This window comes from Paenibacillus sp. FSL R5-0928, from assembly GCF_037970385.1.
Taxonomy (GTDB): domain Bacteria; phylum Bacillota; class Bacilli; order Paenibacillales; family Paenibacillaceae; genus Paenibacillus_AQ; species Paenibacillus_AQ odorifer.
The window spans coordinates 3,688,772-3,713,131 of record NZ_CP150225.1; the positions used below are offsets into that span (position 1 = coordinate 3,688,772).

The window sequence follows — 24,360 nt, forward strand, 5'->3', positions numbered from 1 at the left end:
TTTTTTATGTAAGACGATCGAATGTTGAATCTCAATAGGAACAGATAAATGATTAACGACCCTATCTTTTCATGTAAAACCCATTAAATACCATATTGTCATATGACAAAAGTGATGACAACCCACACTATTTAAATGTTCTTTATACATATATATTGTTGGAATATGGAAACAGCGATACCTTCGTTGCCAGTCGTAACAAATACGGTATACGTTGCATGCCAGAATTAGTAGGTGGAAATTTCCTGCATTCTGTAAAAATTATTTATTGCATTAATAGAGCAGAGTTGCATACCCGGCTGTCTTTTTAAGCTTATCATTATTTGTGAAACTGGCTAATAGCAACTTTGGTTGTCTTGAATGCAACGCTAATAGAATGGTAGATTTAGGGAAAATGTCGAATATAGGAGGAAAAGCGATTGAATATTAGCATTATATTGTTGGCTCAGCACTTTAACCTGACCGTACAATGTCTGGATCGGATTAAGAAATATACGTCTATGTCCTATGAGCTGATTGTCGTCTCGGATAACGAATCTGCCGAAGTGTCGAATTACCTTGCGTATGAATACGGCGTTCATGTCATTCATAGCCGGAGCAAAGGGGTTGCAGCAGCATTCAATCTGGGCGCGGTGTCATCTTCGGGAGATCATCTTGTATTCATCCGCGATCAGATTATGGTTAACGAGGGATGGTTAGAACAGTTGTCGGGCTGTCTGGACCATCATTCCAATGCTGCAATCGTGGGTCCGAGGATGAATGATGTTAGCGGCGCTCAACGGATTCCGATTGTATATCAGAACATGGAGCAACTCTATCAGTCGTCATCGATGCTTTCCATCGGGAAATCAATGTCTTGGACCCGGGTTCCTAGACTTGTCAGTTTACTAATGATGATACCCCGTCGCTACTTTGAGCAGATCGGGTCCTTTGATGAGCGATTTGAGGTCGAATCTTACGAGGATGACGATCTGTGTTATCGCACGTTATCTATGAACCTGGATATTTACATAGCCGAAGGATGCGTAGTCTTCCGGAATGAACCTCCTTCAGTAGATCCCAATGATCCTGATTGGTACAATAACCGATTAATCTTAAATCGTGCTATGGCCATAAGCAAGTGGGGATTCGATTTAACTTCTTCCTTGTATAGTGGCACAAGGAAAGTCACTGTCAGCCTATGCATGATCGTAAAAAACGAAGAGTACACCTTAGGGCGTTGTTTATCCAGCGTGAGGGAGCTTGTCGATGAGATCATTATTGTGGATACAGGTTCGAGTGATGGAACCAAAGAGCTCGCGGCATCTTATGGAGCACGGGTTTATGATTTCGAATGGGTGAACGATTTCTCCAAAGCAAGAAATTATGCCTTCAGTCTCGCTACTCAAGAGTACCTGATGTGGTTGGATGCGGACGATTATCTGCAGTTAGAGGATGCAAAGGCTCTCCAGTCCATCGTATCCGATCTACCATGGGATATCGATGCTGTATCGATGCATTATTATCTCAACCGTGACAAAGACGGAAGTGTAACTTCGAGCTTGAGACGTAATCGCCTTCTAAGACGAAATTGTGAATTCCGTTGGATTGGAGTCGTTCATGAGTACCTTGAGGTCGCAGGCAATGTGTTCTATGCCGAGTTAGGCATAACACATGATCGAAAGCATACGCAGTCCTCGCGTAATCTTCTCATCTATGAGGGGATGTTGAAAGCGCAAACGAGGTTCACTCCGCGGGATTTATTTTATTATGCCAACGAGCTATACGATCACGGCCAATGGCAGCGAGCGATAGAGCAATACGATGCCTTCATAGTCATGCCGAATGGCTGGTTGGAGGACAAGCTACTTGCGAGTCGGCGTGCCGGAGATGCATTGTCACAATTAGGTCTCTTTCAAGAAGCCAAGCTTAAAGTACTTCAAGCTTTTGCCTTGTCGCCTCCCCGAGCCGAAGCCTGTTGTCAATTAGGGTCTTATGAGCTAATCGAACAACGGTTCGAGAATGCTGCTTTTTGGTACAAGCTAGCCACGGAAGTACCAAAGCCGACTGAGCTTAACGCTAGAGTAGACCTTCCGGCATGGACGTGGCTACCGCATTTGCAATTATGCGTCTGTTACGATCGCTTAGGACAATACGAACAAGCGCATTATCACAATGAGATAGCTGGGGGCTATGTACCGGATTATCCGAGCGTCATGGTTAATCGCGATTATTTGAAGCAATACATAACTTTATAAATTTGAGGGGGATTTAGTAATGGCAAGATTAAAGAGGACGAAGACAAGTGGCAAGAAAAGTGGCAAGCAGTTAGCTTACAAGAGCTCAATGGCATTTATTCTGATGAGTCAGTTGATTGCACCCTTGAGCCCTGCTTATAGCAGTATTCTACCCCGGGCAAGTGCAGCAGCTTACAGTGATGTCGATTCTACCTCATGGGCATATCAGTATATCACTAAAGCTTCCGCGCTTGGGGTAATCGAAGGAGACGGTTCCGGAAACTTTAGCCCTAACCGACCAGTCACGAATCAGGAAGCGGTTGTTATGGTACTCAGGTTCATGGGATATGAGCAACCTAAGGCTACTAGCGGCAGCTTGCCCTTCACCGTAGATTCTTGGGCTACTGTTTGGATTCAGCAAGCGATTGACATCGGCCTCGTGATTCCAAGCGAGGAAGCGAGACCCAACACCGTCATCTGGGGAAAAGAGCAAGCAAGTCGAGAGTGGATAACACGTCTAATTATTCGTGCCGCAGGCAAAGAATCCGAAGCTATCGAGTTTAGGGATAGCGACATAGGTTTCTCGGATGCATCAGACGCATCGGACTGGGCAGCAGGCTACATTAATGCCGCAGTTAACCGCAAGGTCATATCTGGCTTCCCTAATAATACTTTCAAGCCTAAGCAGACGGCTACTCGCGCCGAGTTTGCAGCTATCTTGTCTAAGACTGAAATATTTGCGAGCAAGGTATCCGATCGGATTATCCATGGCTCTGTCGTCTCGATGTCCAAAAATTCGATCGAACTCTTAAGCAGCAGCGGTCAGACAGAGAAGCTCGAAATCAATAGCAAATCTGTTCTGTTCGGGGACAATGGCAAGGGCGTGTTTCCTGCGGGGTCTTTGGTGACGCTTATTCATAATGGAGGAATGGCATCCTTCGTTGAAGTGTTGGGATTAGGGGCTGTAGGCCAGACTAGTTCGAAAGGGGAAAAAGGAGACACAGGTGCTACCGGTCCAGCGGGTCAAAATGGGGCATCTGGTTCAAGTGGACCGCAAGGTGTCACTGGTGCGACCGGAGCGACTGGTGCAACCGGAGCTATCGGGGCAATTGGGGCTGTTGGAGCTACTGGCACAACCGGGGCGAATGGTGCTAATGGAGCGACTGGTGCAACCGGAGCTGTCGGGGCTACTGGCGCAACTGGAGCTACTGGAGCTACTGGAGCTACTGGTGCTGTCGGAGCTACTGGAGCTACTGGTGCAACCGGAGCAACTGGAGCAACTGGTGCTGTCGGGGCGAATGGTGCTAATGGAGCGACTGGTGCTGTCGGGGCGAATGGTGCTAATGGAGCGACTGGTGCTGTCGGAGCAACTGGTGCTGTCGGGGCTACTGGAGTAGCCGGAGCAAATGGGGCAACAGGTGCCACGGGTGCTAACGGTGCAACTGGCGCTAATGGAGCGATGGGGTCAACTGGCGTAACGGGTGCACAGGGTATTCAAGGGATAACCGGTGCTCCCGGATCGACTGGCGCAACTGGCATTGGTCTTGATAGCATTGCTCCGTTCAATTCAGCGACTTCCTATCATGCAGGACAAGTCGTTACTTATTTAGGAAGTATCTACATCGTTACTATAAACAACCCATCTGGAGTACCTTCTGATATAAATAACGACTTTACCCTGCTTGTCTCTAAAGGTGAAACCGGAGCTACCGGGGCACAAGGAGTTCAAGGGGTGACTGGAACTACCGGAGCTACAGGTGCAATAGGAGTTCAAGGAGTAACTGGCGCAACCGGAGCTACGGGAGTACAAGGAATTCAAGGGGTAACCGGAGCTACCGGGGCATCTGGCGCATCAACTATAATTCCATTCTCTTCCGGATCACCAATTACTGTAACAACAATCGTCGGGGGATTAAAAGGTACAGTTGCGATGCTTGGATTTGGCAGTTCGTACTCAGGAGCTAGTATAGTAGGTGGAAAAATAGATTTAACCAGAAGTAATGGTTCTGATCCTACAAAAGATCCGTACAACCAAGCGTTTATCGTTCCACGTAATGGTACGATCACTTCAATATATGCTTTTTTCAGCCCAACTTTAGCGTTTTCTTTAATAGGCACGACCATAAACGTTCAAGCAGAAATATATAAAGCGGATAGTAATAGCAACAGTTTTACACCTATTATTGGTTCAGCAGTATCCTTGGCGCCTAGTTTGACAGGAATAATTTCTATTGGATCTACTAGTGACGGATCAGTCAAAGGCATAAATACGGCTGTTCAGGCTGGCGATCGCTTAATGTTAGTGTTCTCTTCGACGGCTTCCGGTCTAAGCTTGATAAATACTGTAACAGGTTATGCCAGCGCCGGAATTGAGATTAAGTAATTCAAGATTTGAGGTAGGAACCATCCATTTTATTTGATAGGAAGTGATTAAAAATGGCAAGGAAGCTATTTCCGATAAAAAAATTGAGCTTAATGTTGGTGTTAGTTCTTATATTTCCATCCGTCATTCAATTCCCGTCTGTAGGAGATGCAAAAGGACGCTCTTTTGAACAAGTAAAGCTATTGGCTGCACCAGCGAATCTGGCAGTCAGCGATTCAACCTCCACAAGCATTCGCCTTACCTGGGATACCGTAGAGGGAACCTCTAACACGGATGTGAGTTATAAGGTAAATCTAATGGAGTCTACCAATCCTAGCGTAACCGATGTGGTCTATACCTTCGATTCAGGCGAATTAACGGAGTATACGGTGAAGGGATTGGTTTCCGACCGGAGCTATACATTTACGGTCCAAGCCGTAAACATATCCGGACCCGTGTCAAAAACAAGTCCACCTTTAACCGCAAGTACGCTTCCAGCGGAAGCGTACCCACCAACAACGAAGGAAGAGGAACTCCCTCTAGCCGATCAAGAATCACCGAGTACGCCCGAGCTAACTCTTTTCAGTCGCACATCAGATAGCATTAGCTTGGCATGGACTTCATCCGAGGATAATGTCGGAGTTGCGGAATATGTTCTATATAAGGACTCTGATCTGTTGGCAGAAGTAACAGTTAGCACAACGGTCTACACGGCCGTCGACTTGAAGGCTGGACAGGAGTATACCTTTGTAGTACAAGCTATAGACGAAGCAGGGAACAAATCAGCAATTAGTAACGAGTTGAAGGTTAGTACACTTGATGTTGTAAGTAATGTTGGTCCCATTATGAGCATGGGCAACGGGAATTCCTTTCATACATTGACTGTACAGCCGGATGGTACCGTATGGGCTTGGGGCAATAATAGGATGGGCCAGCTCGGTGATAGCACAACCATTGCTCGTAATAAGCCTGTGCGAATTGTTGGCTTGCCGGAGATAAGCGCCACATCCGTTGGACAAGACCATTCCATCGCGCTCGCGACGGACGGAACGATTTGGACATGGGGAAGCAATAGCGTGGGCCAGCTGGGTAATGGTACGTCGGCGCCCCAGCTTGTGCCGCAGCAAGTGACTGGATTAGTGAATGTCATAGCGGTTCAAGCAGGTGAGCAGCATTCGCTAGCGTTGTTGTCCGATGGAACGGTGTGGGCATGGGGACTTAACACATATGGGCAGCTTGGAGATGGAACCACCGAGGATAGTGCATTACCGGTGCAGGTTGCAGGTTTGGACTCAATCGCATCGATCTCAGCCGGAGCCTTTCATAATCTAGCGGTTAGCCACGATGGTCAGGTTTATGCATGGGGGTTCAATGCCTACGGTCAGCTCGGAGATAACACAAAAATCGACCACGTGACCCCAGTGCAGGTTGCTGAGTTAAGCAGCGTTACTTCCGTATCTGCCGGCTTTTATCACAGCATGGCAGTGAAAAAGGACGGAACCGTATGGAGCTGGGGAACGAACGTTAAGGGAATCTTGGGGGATGGGACAACCGAAGATCATTATACTCCCGTTCAAGCCTTGGATCTTGGTTCAGTTATCAGTGTATCCGCTGGCGCCTTGCATAGCATGGCTCTGAAAAGCGATGGAAACGTATGGTTATGGGGAGCGAACAATGAGGGCCAGCTCGGTGGTAGTGCTGAGTCGGAGCGTTCCCTCGCTTCTAAGCTCAACATTGGCAGTCGTATCGTCGCTATTAGTGCAGGTTATATGAGCGGCGGTGCGGTTAGTGAGGAGGGGACCTTGCTGACCTGGGGGTATAATGGATTAGCCCAGCTTGGTGATGGCACTTATACTAATGTCATAGAACCTGTTGCAATTTCGCTTGTAGAAGAATCTTATTAGATTTGAAGAGTAGGGAATTTCAGGCCTAAATGGCAATGAATTCCCTATTTTTATAGGTGAGTCAAAAAGAGAAAACTCTTTTTATATTCATACTTTATCATTACAGCTATCCGTCTAGACTGTTAAAATGATGGAAGTATGGTAGACAAAGGAGATAAGCAATGAATAACGGTTTTCAGATCAATACTGAGGAGAATCGACTCCGAACTCTGAGACAAGTAAAGCAAGCGGCGTTTCATGCTTTGCAGGAATACGAAATAGACTGGAACTCCATTCACTTCATTCAAGTATCCGAACATGTCACCTTCCGCATTGTAAGCGAAGTGGGGGAACAGTTCTTGCTCCGTATTCACCCGAATAACAAACAACGCGAAGGAACCATTTCAGAAATAGAGTGGTTGTTCGCATTGAAGAGTAAGGGCCTCATCTTGCCCGAAGCTGTAATCAATCGTGAAGGGGCCTTTATTACGGAAACGTCGGTGTGTGACGGACAACGGTTTTATTCGAGCTTAATGAGATGGGTCGCGGGAAAGCATGTAGACAAAAGCGAACTAACGGAGGAGGGCATCCGTAAAACAGGATCATTGATGGCAAAGCTTCATGAGGCCAGCTCTGATTTTAGTACTTCCAGCGGCTTTACTCGTCCTTCTTGGGGTGCACTGAGCTTTAAACGGGACTGGGATCACCTAAGTCTACATCGCAAACATTTCATATCGGATGAGGGTTTTAAGTTGTATTCCGTAGCTGCCACTAAAGTGGCAACATGTCTCGAAACGTTCACAAGACATGAACAAAATTATGGGATGATCCACGCGGACTTACATAATGGAAATGTCATTTTTCAGGATAATGAACCGTACCCTATTGATTTTGGCAGGTGTGGCTTCGGCTACCATCTTTACGATATAGCTCAGGCTATTATGGGATTATACCCAACACAAAGAGCTTATTTCGTCGAAGGATATCAGAGAATCAGAAAGCTGGAAGATGAACATATAATGAAGCTAGAGTGCTTCTTAGTCATGGCAATAATCGAAGCCTATAGCTTTCATGCAGAGAATCCGCTAGAGACCGAGGGTTTGATCGAAGAGCAGCCATATGCTCAAGCGATTTTGAGAGCTTATGTGAACGGGACAACCTTTTTATTTAATTCTCTGGATACTTCAATATAAAAGATTAGAAAATGATGTGCGTTATATTCTTCAAATGGTATTATTAGGATGAACTGCTGAAAACTATTTAAATTGTATTTGGAATCTTAGCAATGAAAATGGTTGACAAAACTTTATAAAAAGTGAGGAGTAGAGCAATGAACTTTAATAAAGAACAGCTTTTTTGGATAAATCCAATCAATGATTATTCTATTACAGAAAACAGGATTGAATTTGTAACGATGCCGAATACAGATTTTTGGCAACGAACCTATTATGGTTTTAGAAATGATAATTCACCTGCACTGTTAATGAAAACTGCTGAGAAGTATTTTTCATTTATAGTAAGAACAGATTATGATAGTGCAAATAGATACGAGCAGTGTGGGATAGTCATCTATCAGGACAGTGACAATTGGTTCAAGGCATCGGTAGAATATGAAAATGAGGAATTCCAAAGACTTGGAAGTGTGGTTACAAATCACGGATATTCAGATTGGGCAACAACAGATATCGATGCAAACATTAAAACAATGTATTATAGACTAAGTCGACGTGAAAGTGATTTCTGTATTGAAAGCTCTTTGGATGGAACTACATTTGAACAGATGCGTATTTTTCATTTGTTTGAAGGGAATGAGGAAATAAATTTTGGCTTATATGCTTGTAGCCCAGAGAATTCTTCATTTAAAGGTGTTTTCACGGAAATGGAAATTACTGAGTGTAAGTGGTTGGAGCATAAATAGTCGTTTACGCAGCTGAAAGTGAATATTACTCAATAATGGCCTTCCTATAAAGGAAAGGTCTTTTTTAGTGGAGCGGTTATAAAGTTGTCATCAGTTTCCGATTTCTACATTTACTCATGTGGTAAAATTAAGATAAGTGGATCTTGGGAGGAGAGGACATTGAGTCTTGTGATGATCATTTTGTTACTGTTCTTAAATATTCCAGTATATAGATTTTTGTTTCGCGTGTTCTTCGTGGATAATGATGATTATAACGAATCGATTAGGCATACTTTTACGCCTAACATCATTTCTTTATTCCGGGGAGAGTATTGGAAGGATAGAATGAATACGGCAAGACTTCAGTTTTTTATACTCATTTGCGGTGGGATTGTTGTTTTGGAATACCTTGTTTTGCATAAAATAATTGATATTTTTCGTTAAATAGAACTTCATTTAGAAACTTCTGCTTATGGTGAGCAGGAGTTTTTTTATCTTGCATAAGCACCGCTCTATTATGGAAAACTTATGTAGTGCGAATAAACAGCATGAATCCATTTTGCGAGGTGATAATGATGACAAATCAAGATCCGCAGGAGCTTCTTAAAAGTAAACATAAGCTAGATGAGCAGAAGAGGCAGTTCACAAATTTTGCCCGAAGTGCTTCCGGTCATGGTGAAGTAGAAGCAGGCCAGGAATTCAGTAATGACCGAGTGCCAGATGATCAAAACCGTATGAAATCTGTTGAGAACAGACAAGATTGATCTTAAAAAAGCTATCAAATAAGCCGATCCTTTTCTGGATCGGCTTAGAATAATAATTATTACGTTGTAAGGTTGTTCAATAGGTATCGGATGCTAGAGTTTTCTTGCTTTAATTACAAAAGTTACAGGAAGCATCTTTGCTTTTTTTGCAAAATCGCTTTTATCGTCCCGCGACTGCATAAGTTCATCATCAGATTGCTCAATCATTTGCTCAATAACAAATCCAGCTTTAGAGAGCGCATTCACATAGGTTGATAATTTACGATCCGATAAGGTTAGCGTACTTTCTTCAAGAGATACTGAATACCAAGATTCATCGAAATAACATTTTTTGAAAACAAGCATATCATTTTCTGCAACAACACATTTGTGTATAGGGTGAGACCAGCTGAAAATAAATGATCCATCTTTTTTAAGGTAAGAAGCAATCCGGCTAAAAGTACCCTCAAGGTCTGTTGTCCAGCCTATGGCATAAACCGAATAAACAAAGTCAAAATAATCCTCTGGCAGGCCACATTCTTCTTCCATGGGAGAACAGATCAAATTTGCTGAAAGTCCGTGCGCCGTCAAAAGTTGCCTAGTCTTTTCGATTTGATTCTCTGATATATCCGTACCCCATAGTTCAGATGCATTGCGTTCCCCCAAATATTGCAAAGATTGACCGCTTCCACAGCCTATCTCCAGCAACTTTTTCCCTGAGACATCACCAAAAAGTTGACATTGTTCTTCTGAGACAAATGCTCCATATAAAGGTAGTGCGGTAGCTCCTAAAACATCATTTCCTTTTGTATCCCAAAATAAGCTGTTTGTTTCATGAATAGCATTCGTATTCATATCGACCGAGATGGCGACGCCAACCTCACCCGCGCCTATAACATTTGTTCTATAACCAGAATTTTTGTCCATGCAGATACCCGCCCCAAATATAGATTATATAAGCCTAAACATATCTCCCGACTTGCGCGTAATCCTAATAACATATATCGAACACGAACAAGCTGAGGTATCAACCATAGAATAATCTACCATTTTTCTATGAACATATCTACCCAAAATTTTCCATTAAAACTTCCATTTATAATAAAGCATGAATTTCTGTTTCACTCGCAGGGGGAGAAGAATACGTATGAATGGAACGATATATGAATTACGGTCAGGATCAATTTTTCTTGCTGCTCCATTCGCTAGAATGGCGATTCTATCATCAGGACTTATACGAGGTGATCTCAATAAATTATTTTGCCAATCTGGATGCCTATGGGTTTGTTCACTAAATAGCGTAAGTATCCTGGTTGTCCGTTTGGCTGCAGATCAAGCGACGTTAAAGTTATTGGATGTACGCCATATTGAAAACTATAACAAACTCCGAATAATAGGAACCTATTCAAGTTACTCCAATTGCATCGTTTATATCTGAATATGATTTTTCAGGAAAAACCATCGTACCTTTTATTACTCATGTGGATATGGACCTGGACAGAGCTTTGAAATGATCAGAGAGCTTGTCCCGGAGGCAAAACGTCTTATTGGCTTTGATATAGAGTGTAATGAAGTGACAACTGCACAAGAAGCTGTATCTGAATGGCTACGTGAAATTGGGATAATTCATCCTTGTTTAAGATACTGACTATACAATCCTCTCTATCAATATTCCCACTTGTTTGGCCATTTCACGAGGTGGATAAGGCATTTCATTCTTAAACCACCATTCCACTACCTCTACATAAGCCGCTGCAATAAATCGAAGAATTACCTCTTCATTGAACCCCTCATTTTTCCCTTCTTCTATAGTCACTTCATCCTTTAAACCTTCCATGACAAATTCAAGGAATCTATTACGAAAAGAGAGGGCGCCTTGACTGGCTAACATCGTCGAGAAGAATAAATAATTGCTTTCTAGGTATTCAAACCAAATCAAACCTCCATCTATAAAATCCATTTCAACTGATGCATTACGCAGTTCTTCTAGTTCATTAATATGTTCTTCAATAAGCTTATCCAGCAGATCAAATTTATCTAGATAATGAAGGTAAATCGTTCTACGACTTACGTTTGCTTTGTCGGAAATATCCTGTATCGTAATCTGATTAAAGTTTTTTTCGGAAATAAGTTCAATAACCGCTTGTTTTATCGCTTCTTTAGATTTAAGTATTCTTCTATCTACTTTAGGCATATGAGGATCACTGCTTTCTATAAATATTAGCTATTTTGAATCAATCTGTGAACTAATGCACAAATATCGGTCAATTAGTAATTGTAGACCTTTAATATCTATATATAATAATACACAGATGTAACCTAACAGAGCAACTTTCAAGTTAATTTATACGGTACATCTAAAAAATATAACGAAATGAAAGTGAGGAACTATAGAATGGAATATGTAAAACTTGGAAATACAGGTTTGGATGTATCACGAATTTGTCTTGGAGGGATGAGTTTTGGTATAGGAGAACGAGGCGATTTTCCGTGGGCACTTAATGAAGAACGCAGTCGTCCTATGATTAGAAAAGCACTTGATGTAGGAATCAATTTTTTTGATACTGCGAACGTCTACTCGGGCGGAACGAGTGAAGAAATCATTGGACGGCTCCTAAAGGAGTATGGCAACCGGGATGAAATCGTCCTAGCATCTAAAGTTTTTTACCCAACGAGTGAAGGTCCAAATGGTAGTGGGCTTTCCCGCAAAGCTATTATGAGTGAAATTGATAAAACACTTAAGCGTCTAGGAACCGATTATGTCGATCTCTATTATACCCACCGTTGGGATTACAATACGCCTATAGAAGAGACTATGGAAGCTTTGCATGATGTCGTGAAGGCAGGTAAGGCTAGATATATTGGCGCTTCCACGATGTATGCTTGGCAGTTCTTAAAAGCACAACATGCTGCTGACCGTAATGGTTGGACCAAGTTTGTAGCTATGCAGGATCATTACAATCTCTTATACCGAGAAGAGGAGAGAGAGATGATGCCACTATGTAAGGAAGATAAAATCGCAGTAATGCCTTGGAGTCCGCTGGCTGCTGGAAGATTGGCAAGACCTTGGGGGGAAACGGACGAGCGTGCCAAAGTTGATGCAATCGCAACAGCGATATATTCCTCAACAGCTGATTCAGATCGACTAGTCGTTGAACATGTAGCCGAAGTTGCTGCAACAAGGGGGGTACCGATGTCACAAATCGCACTTGCTTGGTTGCTTCACAAGGAGCCCGTTACATCTACAATTGTTGGAACAACTGAAATCTCTCATATTGAAGACGCAGTAGCTGCACTTTCGATTAAGTTGACACCTGAAGAAATGGACTTATTGGAAGAATCTTATGTGCCACATCCAGTTCTGGGTATGACGTTCTAATCTAAGTTCGGGTATAAACGAGTCCTCAAAAGTAATGTTCGATACAGATTTGTTATTGATATGTCGAAGCTTTAACTTTTAAAGATGAAAGGGAGTATTAATTATGACCAAAGTATTGATTCTTGGAGCAAACGGAGGAATTGCTGGTTATGCTATCGATTTATTCCTCAAAGAAACGGATGCTGAGTTAACGCTTTTCCTACGGAATGCTGGCAACCTAAGAAAACTTGATCCGTATCGCACTCGTGTCATTGAAGGCGATGTTATGGATATGGAAACATTAGAAAAAGCAATGGCTGGCCAAGACGTTGTCTATGCCAATCTAGCGGGCAACCTGGAAAAGATGGCTAAGAACATTGTAGAAGCTATGAATGCGAGCGGCGTGAAACGCCTTATTTTCATCAATTCTATGGGCATTTATGATGAAGTTCCAGGGGAGAAATATGGTAGCATTTTAAACCCATATCGAAAGTCAGCTCAAGTCATTGAGGCTTCAAATCTTGACTATACGATATTGCGACCCGCATGGTTTACCAATAAGAATGAAATCAACTATGAAACAACTCAGAAAGGCGAATTGTTTAAGGGGTCGGAAGTATCACGTAAGAGTGTTGCTGATTTAATTGTTAAATTAGCTGTAACGCCGGGATTGGAAGTCCGTAGTAGCTTGGGTGTGAATAAGCCTGAGTAAGTTTAGAATACGATGGGCTTCTGAATTCATCAGGAGAGTGGAGAGAGCAATGGGGAAGTCAATAAAATTAACTTTAGATGGAAAAGAATATACAGCAACATTAAACAGTAACCGTACAGTAGAAGATATACTAAATATGTTACCAATGGAATTAACCCTACAACGATATGCAGGTCACGAATACTACAGTTCACTTCCTAACAAGCCATCAATTCAGGGAGTTCCTATGACTTCAGATGCACATGCAGGTGGCATATACTACTATGATGGCTGGAGTGCTTTTACAGTGCTTTTTGATGACGCACATATTGCTCCTTATGAGGTCGTGCATATCGGAGATGTAAATGAGGATGTCATCCTACCGTTATCCGTAGCGGGTGCTACTGTAAAGGCTAAAGTTGAGATAAACCAGTGAAAAATAAAATATTAAATATACTGTACGAAATCCGCGCCCAGCGCGGATTTTCTGTTTTATGGGTACAATCTTTGATTAAGCCAAGAACTTGCACCTATTACTCACAAATTCTATCCAACAAGGCCCCTAACTGTTCTGCTAATACTTGATGAGTTACAGGCCTTTTGTTCGTAAACCACCATTCAACTACGCCCACATACGAGGAAGCCACAAATCGTACGACAAGATCTTTATTTAGCCCTTCGTTTTTCCCCTTTGTGTTATCTACTTCATCTTTGAACTCTTCAATCAAAAATTCAAGGAACCGGTTGCGAAAGAAAGGCGCTCCTTTACTCGCTAACATCATGGAGAAAAAATCGTAATTACTTTCGAAGTATTCCGTCCAAATCAGAGACCCAGTTACAAAATCCAAATCAGCTGCCGCTTCGCATCTCTCCTGAAGCTCATTAATATGGTTTTCAATAAGTTTATCCAACAAATCGTATTTATCCATGTAGTGGAGGTAAATCGTCCCACGGCTGACATTTGCTTGATCCGAAAGATCTTGAATGGTTATATCATCAAAATTTTTCTCAGCCATTAGTTTAATTACTGCTGTTTTTAATGCTTCCTGGGTTTTAAGAATTCTTCTATCGACCTTAGTCATTTTGCCCACCGAACTTTCTTTATCATCATAAATATAGAGAAAATACATTTTTGTACTTGTTTTTAATTATTAACAAATGTTTATTATTTTTTCAATATAAATCAGTAAATAATAAACAAATTCAATCATTCTATTTATTAATGCACAAATCACTTGAAATTGACAATAGACCTCAAATGCAAATCAATTATAATAATAGACATAAGTTCATTAAGATAATTATGAACATTAATTATGGAATTCATCTTTTATTAGAAAGGATTGTTGTAATATGTGTAACAATCATAACAACATTACTACTCGAGTACTATGTGTTCCAGCGGCAAAGACACCATTTGAACTAACAACCATAGAACGTAGAGATTTAAGGCCAGATGATGTTTTAATAGATATTAAATATTGTGGTATCTGCCATTCTGATATTCACAATGCTCATGATGATTTTGGCAGCGGAGTTTTCCCGATGGTTCCGGGTCATGAGATTGCAGGTGTTGTTACTGCTGTAGGTAGTAGTGTGACAAAATTCACTGCTGGCGATCGTGTTGGCGTAGGCTGCTTTGTTGACTCGTGCGGGGAATGTGACTTCTGTCTCAGAGGAGAAGAGCAGTTTTGTAAGAAAGGTGTCGTCGTCGTATTTAATTCTATAGATTACGACGGAAATCTAACATATGGTGGATATAGTCAGAAAATCGTTGTGAAAGATAAGTTTGTTGTACGTATTCCGGATGCCTTAGAACTGGATGTGGCAAGCCCACTGTTGTGTGCAGGCATTACCACTTACTCGCCTCTTAGACATTGGAACGCTGGACCAGGTAAGAAGGTTGCGATTGTGGGAATGGGAGGACTTGGTCATCTGGCAGTTCAGTTTGCCCATATGATGGGCACTGAAGTAACTGTCCTAAGTCATAATTTGAACAAAAAAGAAGAAGCCTTTGCATTTGGTGCAAATCACTATTATCGAACAAATGATCCCGCCACATTTACTGAGTTGGCAGGTCAATTTGATCTAATTTTAAACACAGTTTCTGCGAATATAGATGTCGATGCCTTTCTATCCATACTTAATGTGGACGGAGCATTAGTTAATTTGGGTCTGCCAAACAAACCAGATCAATACAATGTTTTTTCCTTATTTGCTGGGCGTCGGAGCATAACTGCATCAAACGTTGGTGGTATCAAAGAAACTCAAGAGATGCTCGACTTTTCGGCTGAGCACGGAATCGCTCCAATGATCGAAGTCATTCGTGCGGACCAAGTTGACGAGGCATATGAACATGTCCTTCGTGGTGATGTACGATATCGGTTTGTAATCGATATGTCTACATTGTAATTGTTTATTCTGATGAAGTATGGGTCAATCAAAGGATTGACTCATCTTTAGTTTATCTGTAACTTCCATACCGTTATTGGGGTAGATAAGTCGACTATGAAATAACCGAAAAGGATAAACTTTTAATAGGAATCGAGATCTCACGGAAAAGTATCTACAGAAAGCGATAAACCAGCTTTTATTAAATTAAGAGGAGGTTTGAATCATGAGAATAACGGAGGCAGCAAATAAGTACCATGAAAGAATGTTCCCAGGCTATGAATCTAAATTATTAACAACGGATCCAGATTTTATTGAACGGTTCGATAACTTTGCCTTTGATGAAGTGGTAAATCAGGACGATTTGGATGATCGTACTCGTATGATGGCCATTCTCTCTGTTTTAATTGGCTGTCAAGGGATTGACGAGTTTAAAGCCATGCTTCCAGCAGCACTAAACTTTGGTGTTACTCCTGTGGAAGCGAAGGAAATTGTCTATCAGTCAGTGCCTTACCTTGGCATTGGAAGGGTATTTCCCTTTCTGCATGCGGTAAATGATATTTTGACTGCCGGAGGTGTGGAACTACCTTTACCTAGTCAGGCAACTACAACCACAGAGAATCGTTTAGAAGCAGGAATTCAAGCACAAGTAGAAATTTTTGGAGAAAGCATGGAACAATTCTGGAAATCCGGTCCGGAAGAGAGTCGACACATTAATCATTGGCTTGCTGCTAACTGCTTTGGCGATTACTATACCCGAAAAGGACTCGACTACAAACAAAGAGAGATGATTACATTCTGCTTTCTCTTTGCCCAGGGTGGGTGTGAACCTCAGTTAACCAGCCATGCGGCCGCCAATATCAGGCTTGGAAATGATAAGTCATTCCTGATCAAAATTATATCTCAATGCCTACCTTTCATAGGTTACCCGCGCAGTCTGAATGCTCTACGATGTGTGAATGAAGCAGCAGCGAAATCTAATTAAAAAAGAACGAAATAAAATTTTGGAGGAATTAATTATGAGTACATGGCTTATTACTGGTGTTAGTAGTGGCTTTGGTTATGAGATGACAAAACAGCTTCTTGAGAAGGGTGACAAGGTTATCGGAACTGCCCGTAACAAAAACAAGGTCGCCGAATTCATCGAGAATTATCCCGATACCTTCACTTGCGAGACACTGGATGTAACCGATGTTCCTGCTATTCATAAACTTGTTGACGGCTCTTTTGAGAAGTTTGGACATATCGACGTTATCGTAAGCAATGCAGGTTATGGCCTTTTCGGTGCAGCCGAGGAACTCTCAGACGCCGAGATTGATCATATCATCGCGACTAACCTAACTGGATCCATCCAGCTAATTCGGTCATCTCTGCCGCATCTGCGTGTTCAGGGTGGCGGGCGAATTATTCAGATCTCCTCCTATGGTGGGCAGGTTGCCTTTCCAGGTAATTCAATGTACCATGCCACCAAATTTGGTATTGAGGGATTTTGCGAATCGGTCGCTCAAGAGGTTGCACCGTTTAACATTGGTATTACATTGGTTGAGCCAGGAGGCGCCCGTACCGAGTTTCGATATGGCAGTGCACAGGTAGCGAACCTGATGCCAGAATACGATGAAAATCCGGCGCACAGCTTCTTGAATATGCTCGACCCTTCCAATGGACTAGCTCCCGGTGATCCAGTGCGTATGGTTTCCCGAATCATTGAGAGCGTTGATCAAGAACCTGCGCCAATGAGAATGGTACTCGGTTCTCAAGCACTGGCAAACACCGTTTCGACCTTGAAAGCCCGTATTGCTGACTACGAGACGCAGACTGAACTGGCCGCTTCAACTGACTTTTCTGCGGGAGAATAAGAGGATAACAGTACCATTTTTCCGTTAGGGGAAAAAGTTAAAGCAAACTTTACGGGTGATGCTTATTTGCAAATGGTGTTTACAGATCCTACTCCACTTAATACTGCAATTGGAAATGTAACCTTTGCTCCAGGTGCTCGCAATAATTGGCACGCTCATCACGTTGGACAAGTTCTGTTAATTACTGGCGGCAACGGGTGGTATCAAGAAGAAGGAAAATCTGCCCAATTACTTAAAACAGGTGACTCCAGGGGAAACAGAATGGTTTGAAGCTGTCGATGATGAATGGTTTGAACAACTGTAGAAATTAATCTATATAAATAGAAGGAGGTTTACATTGTGGAATATATTAAATTTGGAAATACAGGTATGGATGTCTCTCGGATTTGCCTAGGCTGTATGAGCTTTGGAGATGTGCAGCCAGAAGGGCATCAATGGGTGCTTAATGAGGAGAACAGCCGTCCTATTATAAAAAGAGCGCTGGACCTCGGCATCAACTTTTTTGATACAGCGAATATCTATGCAAGTGGAACCAGTGAAGAGATTATAGGACGAGCTCTAAAGGATTATGCAAATCGGGATGAAATTGTCCTCGCAACAAAGGTTTGGGGGCGCATGCATCAAGGTCCAAACGGTGCTGGGCTTTCCCGAAAAGCTATAATGAGCGAGATAGATAAAAGTCTAAAGAGACTAGGGACCGATTATGTAGATCTCTATATCACCCATCGTTGGGATTACAACACGCCAATTGAAGAAACCATGGAAGCTATGCATGATGTGGTGAAGTCTGGAAAGGCCAGATATATCGGTGCTTCTGCTATGTATGCATGGCAATTTCAAAAAGCAATACATGTGGCTGAGAAAAATGGATGGACTCGTTTTGTATCCATGCAAAATCACCTGAATCTCATCTACCGCGAAGAGGAAAGGGAGATGATGCCACTTTGTAAGGACCAAAAAATTGCGGTGACTCCCTATAGTCCATTAGCATCTGGAAGACTGATTCGCGACTGGTCGGAAACCACGCAACGATCCGAAACAGATCTAATTCAAAAAGCAAAATATGATTCTACTATTGATGCAGATCGATTGATCATTGAGCGAGTGGCGTCAATTGCAGAGAAGCGCGGTGTACCCCGTATTCATATTGCGCTTGCATGGCTGCTGCAAAAAGAATCTGTAGCTGCTCCTATTGTAGGTGCTACGAAAATTTCTCAACTCGAAGATTCAGTAGAAGCTCTATCTGTGAAATTAACCTCTGAAGAAATTTCATCACTAGAAGAACTATATGTTCCGCATTCTATAGTGGGAGCTCAGTGAACCCATTTTTTCTGAATAAGGGATATCGTAGTTAAATTGAGGAAGAAATGAAATGGAATATGTAACATTAAATAACGGGGTAAAGTTAAACTAAAACAACCCACAGCCAAGATCATTTTTATTATAAATCTTGGCTGTGGGTTGTTATCTATTTGTAATGAATATTATGATAATGGTTCATATCGCTAGTCATTGGATGCTCATGTGTGACATGGCAGGCGTTTGGAAAGTGCCACAGCAATTGTCAGATTCTAACCGTATATACACAGTTTCTTCCTCCCGCTAATATGTACTCCCCCCGTTCAATATGAACATTATTACCTAGAACAGTTTTAAATAGATGTAACTCATTTTTGCATAACCCGGTACATACAGCAGCAGCTTCACAGATCGGGCAATGTTTCTCAATGAATAAAAGACTGCCATCATCCTGCTCCTTAACCTCGGCCATATAGCCTTCATTTGTTCGAATCTCGGCCAGTTTCTCCAGCTTCCCTCTAACGTCTGCTGTATCACCAAGTTGCTGAAGATATTGTTCTTGCATATTCTTATTCCGAACAGCCAGCAGCTTGTCCAGCCCCTCGTTTCCGAAAGCTTCTTTCATGGAATGGATCAGACTGACGGATAAATCCGAATATCCGCTTGGAAAAAACCGATCGGCCGCGGGGGTTAAGATCCATAGCTTGGTGGGCCGCCCCATGGGACGGGCCTCTTCTTTATTAGTAACCAGCCCTTCTTCTTTCAGCGCATTCAAATGTTGACGAATAGCCATTCCAGATAGCGAAAACTGCGAGGAGAGTGCCATAACATCCATTCCCCCTTGCTGCTTTAACAGATCAATGATCGCTCTTCGGGTCTTGGTTGAGACATCCTTTTTGGTTTGATTTCGGCTCAAGGTGCACCTCCTTTTGAAGCAACTAAATCTACATCACAGACTACATTTTAAACAAAAATGTTGACAAAGTCAAAGCTGAACTGTAGCTTAGACATTATAAACAAAATTGTTTACTAAGTGTCCGGATACGATGTATACATACCAATTTTCTTGGAGGTCACATTTCATGTCGTCTAATCATCAAAGTATTTTCAGCCCATGTTATTTTGCACTATCCATAGGTATTATTCTGTCAGTGATGGCCGTTGGATTCGAAGGTCTGTCCGTAACCACCATTGCCCCTTCAATTGCTGGAGATTTGAACGGCCTTAGCCTGTTTGGCTGGATATTCAGTACTTATCTGCTTGCGCAGATTATCGGAACTCTGGTCGTCGGTCGAATCATAGATAGAAGAGGACCTGCAGTACCGTTCACTATCGCACTACTTTTGTTTATCGTTGGGTTGATCGCTGCCGCAACATCAGGCGATATGTATACCATGATAGGATCACGGGCCATGCAGGGTTTGGGTGCCGGAGCTATGATGACTTGTGTGTACACAGCAATATCCTTAAGCTACCCGGATGAATTACGCGCCAAAATACTAGGAGCATTTGGTACGGCCTATGTTCTTCCGTCCATGCTCGGTCCATACGTTGCAGGTCTTATCGCAGATCAGTGGTCCTGGCGGTTTGTTTTCTGGGGAATATTACCGATCCTGATAATTTCAGCGCTGCTTAGTTTACCTGCGTTCACGAAATTAAAAACACCGAAGACACAAGGGGATATCGGAGCTTCATCGACTTGGATGGCTTTACTGTTAACGATGGGTACAGGGATTTTCTTGGTTGGTCTAAGCATGCTTCCGAGTATTATGGGATTTGTTTTAGTCCTTATCGGCTTAGTACTGATGATATTTCCGCTCCGCAAACTGCTGCCGAAGGGAACTCTTACGCTTCGAAGAGGCATGCCAGCTATTCTGGCAACACGTGGGCTGTTCTTCGCTGCCTATACCAGCACACAGAATTTCTTGGTATTGGCTCTAATCGATGTGAAGGGAATAACGCCTTCTCAGGCCGGATTGATTGTAGCGAGTGCTGCGTTGAGTTGGTGCGTCATAGCGTATCTGCAAGGACGGTGGGATTCGGCAGATCAGGGGCGTGGACGGCATACGCGAATTATTCTGGGTGTATTGCTGCTTGCCATAGGGATTACTATCGTATTTTGGATACCCGTGGTGACCGTTACCGTTGCAGTTTTTGGACAGATCATCGCTGGAATCGGCATTGGATTGGCGCATCCGATTAGCGGTGTTGTGGCGTTTTCTCAGACAAGAGAAGGAGGTGTCGGCAACACCTCGGCAAATCTGCAATTTGCGGATTCTTTTACACCCGGTGTAGTTATCGGGATCGGCGGTTCCATTCTTGTGGTTTGTCAGGCTGGCGGAATGTCACTCCAATCCGGATTAATTGTAGCAATGGGTTTCCATCTCTTGTTGATTGTAATGAGTTTATTTGCGAGCACTCGGATCTCACCAGTAGCTGAACAGATAGGAACGGGTATCCAATCTTTAGGTTTGAAAAACAAATAAACGAAGGAGGAGTTCACAATGATCATGGAGGTCAGTGATAAGGCATCAGAAAAAATCGCCGAAATCTTATTAAGTGCGAATATCCGAAATCCATTCCTTAGAGTGGGTGTTGATGAAGGGGGATGCAGTGGATTATCCTATACCCTAGTCGTAGATGAACAGCAGGCAGAAGAGGATATTGTATTAAATAAAAAGGATTTTAGTATATTGGTTCACCCGAATAGTATTCCTTATATTGACGGTCTTGAAATTGACTATGAAGAGAGTGGAATGGTAGGCGGATTCACTATGAATAACCCTAATGCAAAAGCTTCATGTGGATGCGGAGCCAGTTTCAGAATGGCCAATTATCGTGGCGAAATAAAAAAATGTGATTGAACAGCAGAAAGGAGAGAAGAGGAATGATATCATTTGCAGTATCCGAAAAAGCATTGGATTCATTTAAGAATGAATGGGGTTTGGAAGAGGACCAATATGTAAGAATTTATGCAAAATATGCCGGTGGAGGCTCAAATGCCTTCACTGTTGGAATTAATGCAAGTGCTACACCGATCGATCCCGCATGGGTTCAATCCATTGGCGGATTTCATTTTTTTGTTGAAAAAACTGATGTTTGGATTTTACAGGATGAACTTCTTCAAATTGATTGTAATGAAAACGGCATATTTTCAACCAAAATCTCCTGAGCATCTTCTTGGGTACAATGTACATTAGAATATCTACTACACTTCTAGCAATTTCGCACACTATTGTCTATACTGTTTTAAATAAATATCAGAATTGGATCTGATTTTAAAAGAAGCATGGTGCTAGGAAGCAGGTGCAGAACATTGATAAATTTGGACAAATTAGCAAAGGCATTTACTAAAGGTGTCTATGAAATAGAAGATAGAAGCCGCTTAGTCATCCAGCCCAAAAGCTTATTAAGTGAATTCACCACCGTTAAGCATGGATTTTTATTTATCATTCGCGGGGGAGCCAGAATACGTGTGAACGGAACGGTATATGAATTACGGCCAGGATCAGTTTTTCATGCTGCTCCGGGCATGCAGATGGATTCGCAGGTTATAGGACAATCTGAGCTCGAGTATTACTCACTTTTTTATAAATTGGATATGCCGGAAGAAATGAATAGTACTCACGAATTTGACTCTCATTTCAAGCTGGAGCCGGGAGCGAATCTAAAGATTATTGAATTACTAATTATGCTCCATCAGAATGCCCATCCATCCGGAGAAATTGGGAAGCTGCGTATCAAGGAGTTGTTCTTAAGCCTGATGCATCAGGTTCTGATTGCGTGCAGTTACAGAGAGAACGATAGTTCTCCGAATCAAAAAATGGTAGACGAAGCTCTTGCGTATATTAAACTTCATTATATGAATTCACTTACACTCGGTGAGTTAGCGGAACAGCATGCAATGAGTGCCAACCGCTTCTCTTACCTCTTTCATAAATATACGGGACTACGACCAATCGACTATGTCGTTAATTATCGTTTGGAACGGGCCTGTGAATTACTCAAAGCAGGTAATTTTCCTATCCGCGAGATTGCTGACCGTGTTGGTTATGACAATCCACTATATTTCAGCCGATTATTCAAAAAGAAATTCGGTGTTTCTCCCTCTGCTTATAAATAATGTACATAATGAGCTTCTTTTACTTGAACTACGTCTGCAGCTACTGGTGATAAGCCAGAAGTGCAGACTTTTTTTATTTAGATTAAATAATGATGCATGCTGGATTTGAGATTTGTACATTTGAATTTATTTAAATTTTTGATAAACTCACCTTTGTAACTGAGAATCATTATCAGTAAATTGATTTATAAATGAAAGGCTGGTAGATATGACAGAAAAAAGACCAAGACAATTATGTATTGGCCTGTCCTTAAATGCAACCTGGATGAAAGGAGACGGCTGGCGGCACCCGGATAGCGGAGTAGAGAAGATGGAGTCTATTGATTACTATATTGATTTGGCAAAAATGGCTGAGAATTCAAAGCTCGATTTTCTTTTCAGGGCTGATTATCTGTATGTTAGCCCGCAGATGATAGGAGACTCCTCAAATTTCGGCAGCCCCGACCCTGCATTGTTTTTTGCAGCGATAGCTCGTGAAACCGAGCGGATCGGACTGGTAACGACGATTTCCACTACTTTTAATCCGCCGTATGTTGTTGCAAGGCAATTGCAGTCCTTACACTGGCTGAGCAATGGACGCGCCGGCTGGAATATTGTCACTTCGATTGAAGGTGCCGATAATTTCAGCGATTCACCTATGCCGTCACCGGAAGAAAGATATGCCAAGGCTATGGAATTCACGGATGTTGTACGCAAGCTTTGGAAGAGTTTTCCGAATGAAGCGATTGTTATCGACCGTCAGTCAGGTATGTTTTCGGATAAGGATAAAGTGACTGCTATTAATCATTCCGGGGAATTTTTCAGTGTAAAAGGGCCGCTTACTTTGCCTGCTCACAAATCAGGAACACCGCCGCTATTTCAAGCTGGTGCTTCAGACATTGGACGGAATTTCGCCTCATCTGTAGCTGATGCTATTTTTGCGGCAATGCCGGATATCGAATCGGGAGTGGAACTAAGGAATGATCTGAGAAGAAGAGCGGCTGAGCAGGGCCGTGATCCGGATGCTATCAAAGTTTTGCCGGGCTTATATTTTTTCCTGGCCGATACGCGCGAAGAAGCACTTGAATTACATAAGGCTGCACATGCGAATTTAAGCCTTGAACGCAGACATGCTTCGCTCAAATCGGTGATGGGTCTTGATTTAAGCGGTTATCCCTTAGATAAGCGAGTAACTGACGATATATTACCCGATTCCAGTCAGGCCGTCCGCAGCCGGACTCATGCCGAATTGTTACGGCGGTATATTATCAAAAACCAGCCTACAGTGAAAGAAATCTTGGACAGGCCGGAGGTTGTCGGATCTGCACATTGGGTATCTGTCGGGACAGTAGAGGATGTGCTGAACGATATTATTGAACGGTTTGATGCGGAGGCTATGGATGGCTTCATCGCCTTGCCAGGCGGCTCGGAACAATCTATGGAGTTGTTTTTTGAGAAGTTGGTACCGGAGCTGGTTGAAAGAGGTTTATTCCGGAGTGAATATACTGGAAGCACTTTCCGTGAGCATTTAGGGATTTAAAAAAGAGAAATGAGGCGATTGA

General features: G+C 42.5%; 25 protein-coding genes. 21 read left to right on the forward strand and 4 right to left on the reverse strand.

All coding sequences use genetic code 11. The features are described from left to right. The first annotated feature begins 419 nt into the window (after positions 1-419). The 7 genes from MKZ16_RS16525 to MKZ16_RS16555 all read left to right on the forward strand — a co-directional run bounded on the left by MKZ16_RS16525 (position 420) and on the right by MKZ16_RS16555 (position 9,122). Positions 420-2,237 carry a glycosyltransferase gene (locus MKZ16_RS16525; RefSeq protein WP_081393457.1) on the forward strand — a complete coding sequence of 606 codons (1,818 nt, stop codon included), beginning with the start codon at positions 420-422 and terminating at the stop codon, positions 2,235-2,237. 19 nt (positions 2,238-2,256) lie between these two features. Then, positions 2,257-4,599: an exosporium glycoprotein BclB-related protein gene (locus tag MKZ16_RS16530; protein WP_081393458.1), complete on the forward strand. Its 2,343-nt coding sequence runs from the start codon at positions 2,257-2,259 to the stop codon at positions 4,597-4,599. 53 nt (positions 4,600-4,652) lie between these two features. Continuing rightward, positions 4,653-6,482: a fibronectin type III domain-containing protein gene (locus tag MKZ16_RS16535; RefSeq protein ID WP_076106602.1), complete on the forward strand. Its 1,830-nt coding sequence runs from the start codon at positions 4,653-4,655 to the stop codon at positions 6,480-6,482. Positions 6,483-6,643: 161 nt separating this feature from the next. Continuing rightward, positions 6,644-7,654: a phosphotransferase gene (locus MKZ16_RS16540; RefSeq protein WP_076106604.1), complete on the forward strand. Its 1,011-nt coding sequence runs from the start codon at positions 6,644-6,646 to the stop codon at positions 7,652-7,654. Between the two features lie 137 nt (positions 7,655-7,791). Continuing rightward, a complete protein-coding gene (locus MKZ16_RS16545) occupies positions 7,792-8,379 on the forward strand; it encodes a DUF1349 domain-containing protein (RefSeq protein WP_076099164.1) in 588 nt (195 codons plus the stop codon). A 159-nt stretch (positions 8,380-8,538) separates the two neighbouring features. Continuing rightward, entirely contained in the window at positions 8,539-8,802 is a 264-nt protein-coding gene (locus tag MKZ16_RS16550; RefSeq protein WP_051490957.1) for a hypothetical protein, read from the forward strand. Between the two features lie 128 nt (positions 8,803-8,930). Next, positions 8,931-9,122 carry a hypothetical protein gene (locus tag MKZ16_RS16555; protein ID WP_036677120.1) on the forward strand — a complete coding sequence of 64 codons (192 nt, stop codon included), beginning with the start codon at positions 8,931-8,933 and terminating at the stop codon, positions 9,120-9,122. A gap of 93 nt (positions 9,123-9,215) precedes the next feature. Here the strand turns inward: MKZ16_RS16555 and MKZ16_RS16560 are convergent, their stop codons facing one another. After that, on the reverse strand, positions 9,216-10,028 hold the full coding sequence (locus tag MKZ16_RS16560; RefSeq protein ID WP_076099163.1) for a class I SAM-dependent methyltransferase: 813 nt from the start codon (positions 10,026-10,028) through the stop codon (positions 9,216-9,218). 224 nt (positions 10,029-10,252) lie between these two features. On the opposite strand from MKZ16_RS16560, the gene MKZ16_RS16565 reads away from it, so the two are divergent. Continuing rightward, positions 10,253-10,396, forward strand: coding sequence for a hypothetical protein (locus tag MKZ16_RS16565; RefSeq protein WP_176462520.1), 144 nt, complete (start codon positions 10,253-10,255; stop codon positions 10,394-10,396). 353 nt (positions 10,397-10,749) lie between these two features. Here the strand turns inward: MKZ16_RS16565 and MKZ16_RS16570 are convergent, their stop codons facing one another. Next, on the reverse strand, positions 10,750-11,295 hold the full coding sequence (locus MKZ16_RS16570; protein ID WP_076099162.1) for a TetR/AcrR family transcriptional regulator: 546 nt from the start codon (positions 11,293-11,295) through the stop codon (positions 10,750-10,752). 201 nt (positions 11,296-11,496) lie between these two features. Here MKZ16_RS16570 and MKZ16_RS16575 point away from each other — a divergent pair, with 201 nt between their 5' ends. The 3 genes from MKZ16_RS16575 to MKZ16_RS16585 all read left to right on the forward strand — a co-directional run bounded on the left by MKZ16_RS16575 (position 11,497) and on the right by MKZ16_RS16585 (position 13,586). After that, on the forward strand, positions 11,497-12,480 hold the full coding sequence (locus tag MKZ16_RS16575) for an aldo/keto reductase (protein WP_076106606.1): 984 nt from the start codon (positions 11,497-11,499) through the stop codon (positions 12,478-12,480). 103 nt (positions 12,481-12,583) lie between these two features. Next, complete coding sequence (locus MKZ16_RS16580; RefSeq protein WP_076106608.1) at positions 12,584-13,171, forward strand: SDR family oxidoreductase; 588 nt, start codon at positions 12,584-12,586, stop codon at positions 13,169-13,171. 49 nt (positions 13,172-13,220) lie between these two features. Then, positions 13,221-13,586 (forward strand): cyclophilin-like fold protein, encoded by a 366-nt coding sequence (locus MKZ16_RS16585; protein ID WP_076106610.1) that lies wholly within the window; start codon positions 13,221-13,223, stop codon positions 13,584-13,586. A gap of 97 nt (positions 13,587-13,683) precedes the next feature. Here the strand turns inward: MKZ16_RS16585 and MKZ16_RS16590 are convergent, their stop codons facing one another. Then, the gene (locus MKZ16_RS16590) at positions 13,684-14,232 is read right to left on the reverse strand and encodes a TetR/AcrR family transcriptional regulator (protein ID WP_076099158.1); all 549 of its coding nucleotides are present in this window, start codon (positions 14,230-14,232) and stop codon (positions 13,684-13,686) included. 271 nt (positions 14,233-14,503) lie between these two features. On the opposite strand from MKZ16_RS16590, the gene MKZ16_RS16595 reads away from it, so the two are divergent. The 5 genes from MKZ16_RS16595 (at position 14,504) to MKZ16_RS16615 (ending at position 18,717) form a co-directional block, all read left to right on the forward strand. Beyond that, positions 14,504-15,562 (forward strand): NAD(P)-dependent alcohol dehydrogenase, encoded by a 1,059-nt coding sequence (locus tag MKZ16_RS16595; RefSeq protein ID WP_076106613.1) that lies wholly within the window; start codon positions 14,504-14,506, stop codon positions 15,560-15,562. 205 nt (positions 15,563-15,767) lie between these two features. Beyond that, complete coding sequence (locus tag MKZ16_RS16600) at positions 15,768-16,526, forward strand: carboxymuconolactone decarboxylase family protein (protein WP_076099156.1); 759 nt, start codon at positions 15,768-15,770, stop codon at positions 16,524-16,526. Further along, positions 16,501-17,397, forward strand: coding sequence for an SDR family oxidoreductase (locus MKZ16_RS16605; RefSeq protein WP_081383900.1), 897 nt, complete (start codon positions 16,501-16,503; stop codon positions 17,395-17,397). Before MKZ16_RS16600 ends, MKZ16_RS16605 begins: the two co-directional genes overlap by 26 nt. Positions 17,398-17,463: 66 nt before the next feature. Continuing rightward, on the forward strand, positions 17,464-17,667 hold the full coding sequence (locus tag MKZ16_RS16610; protein ID WP_339814264.1) for a hypothetical protein: 204 nt from the start codon (positions 17,464-17,466) through the stop codon (positions 17,665-17,667). A gap of 69 nt (positions 17,668-17,736) precedes the next feature. Further along, positions 17,737-18,717, forward strand: coding sequence for an aldo/keto reductase (locus tag MKZ16_RS16615; RefSeq protein WP_076106617.1), 981 nt, complete (start codon positions 17,737-17,739; stop codon positions 18,715-18,717). A gap of 244 nt (positions 18,718-18,961) precedes the next feature. On the opposite strand, the gene MKZ16_RS16620 is transcribed toward MKZ16_RS16615, so the two are convergent. After that, positions 18,962-19,612, reverse strand: coding sequence for a metalloregulator ArsR/SmtB family transcription factor (locus tag MKZ16_RS16620; protein ID WP_076106619.1), 651 nt, complete (start codon positions 19,610-19,612; stop codon positions 18,962-18,964). Positions 19,613-19,778: 166 nt separating this feature from the next. On the opposite strand from MKZ16_RS16620, the gene MKZ16_RS16625 reads away from it, so the two are divergent. The 5 genes from MKZ16_RS16625 (at position 19,779) to MKZ16_RS16645 (ending at position 24,338) form a co-directional block, all read left to right on the forward strand. Further along, positions 19,779-21,182, forward strand: coding sequence for an MFS transporter (locus MKZ16_RS16625; RefSeq protein WP_076106622.1), 1,404 nt, complete (start codon positions 19,779-19,781; stop codon positions 21,180-21,182). Between the two features lie 21 nt (positions 21,183-21,203). Beyond that, positions 21,204-21,560, forward strand: coding sequence for an iron-sulfur cluster assembly accessory protein (locus tag MKZ16_RS16630; RefSeq protein WP_076106827.1), 357 nt, complete (start codon positions 21,204-21,206; stop codon positions 21,558-21,560). A gap of 23 nt (positions 21,561-21,583) precedes the next feature. Further along, positions 21,584-21,868, forward strand: coding sequence for a hypothetical protein (locus tag MKZ16_RS16635; protein ID WP_076106624.1), 285 nt, complete (start codon positions 21,584-21,586; stop codon positions 21,866-21,868). Positions 21,869-22,021: 153 nt separating this feature from the next. Further along, the gene (locus MKZ16_RS16640) at positions 22,022-22,819 is read left to right on the forward strand and encodes an AraC family transcriptional regulator (RefSeq protein ID WP_256718562.1); all 798 of its coding nucleotides are present in this window, start codon (positions 22,022-22,024) and stop codon (positions 22,817-22,819) included. Between the two features lie 208 nt (positions 22,820-23,027). Then, positions 23,028-24,338, forward strand: coding sequence for an NtaA/DmoA family FMN-dependent monooxygenase (locus MKZ16_RS16645; protein WP_076106626.1), 1,311 nt, complete (start codon positions 23,028-23,030; stop codon positions 24,336-24,338). The last annotated feature ends 22 nt before the right edge of the window (positions 24,339-24,360 follow it).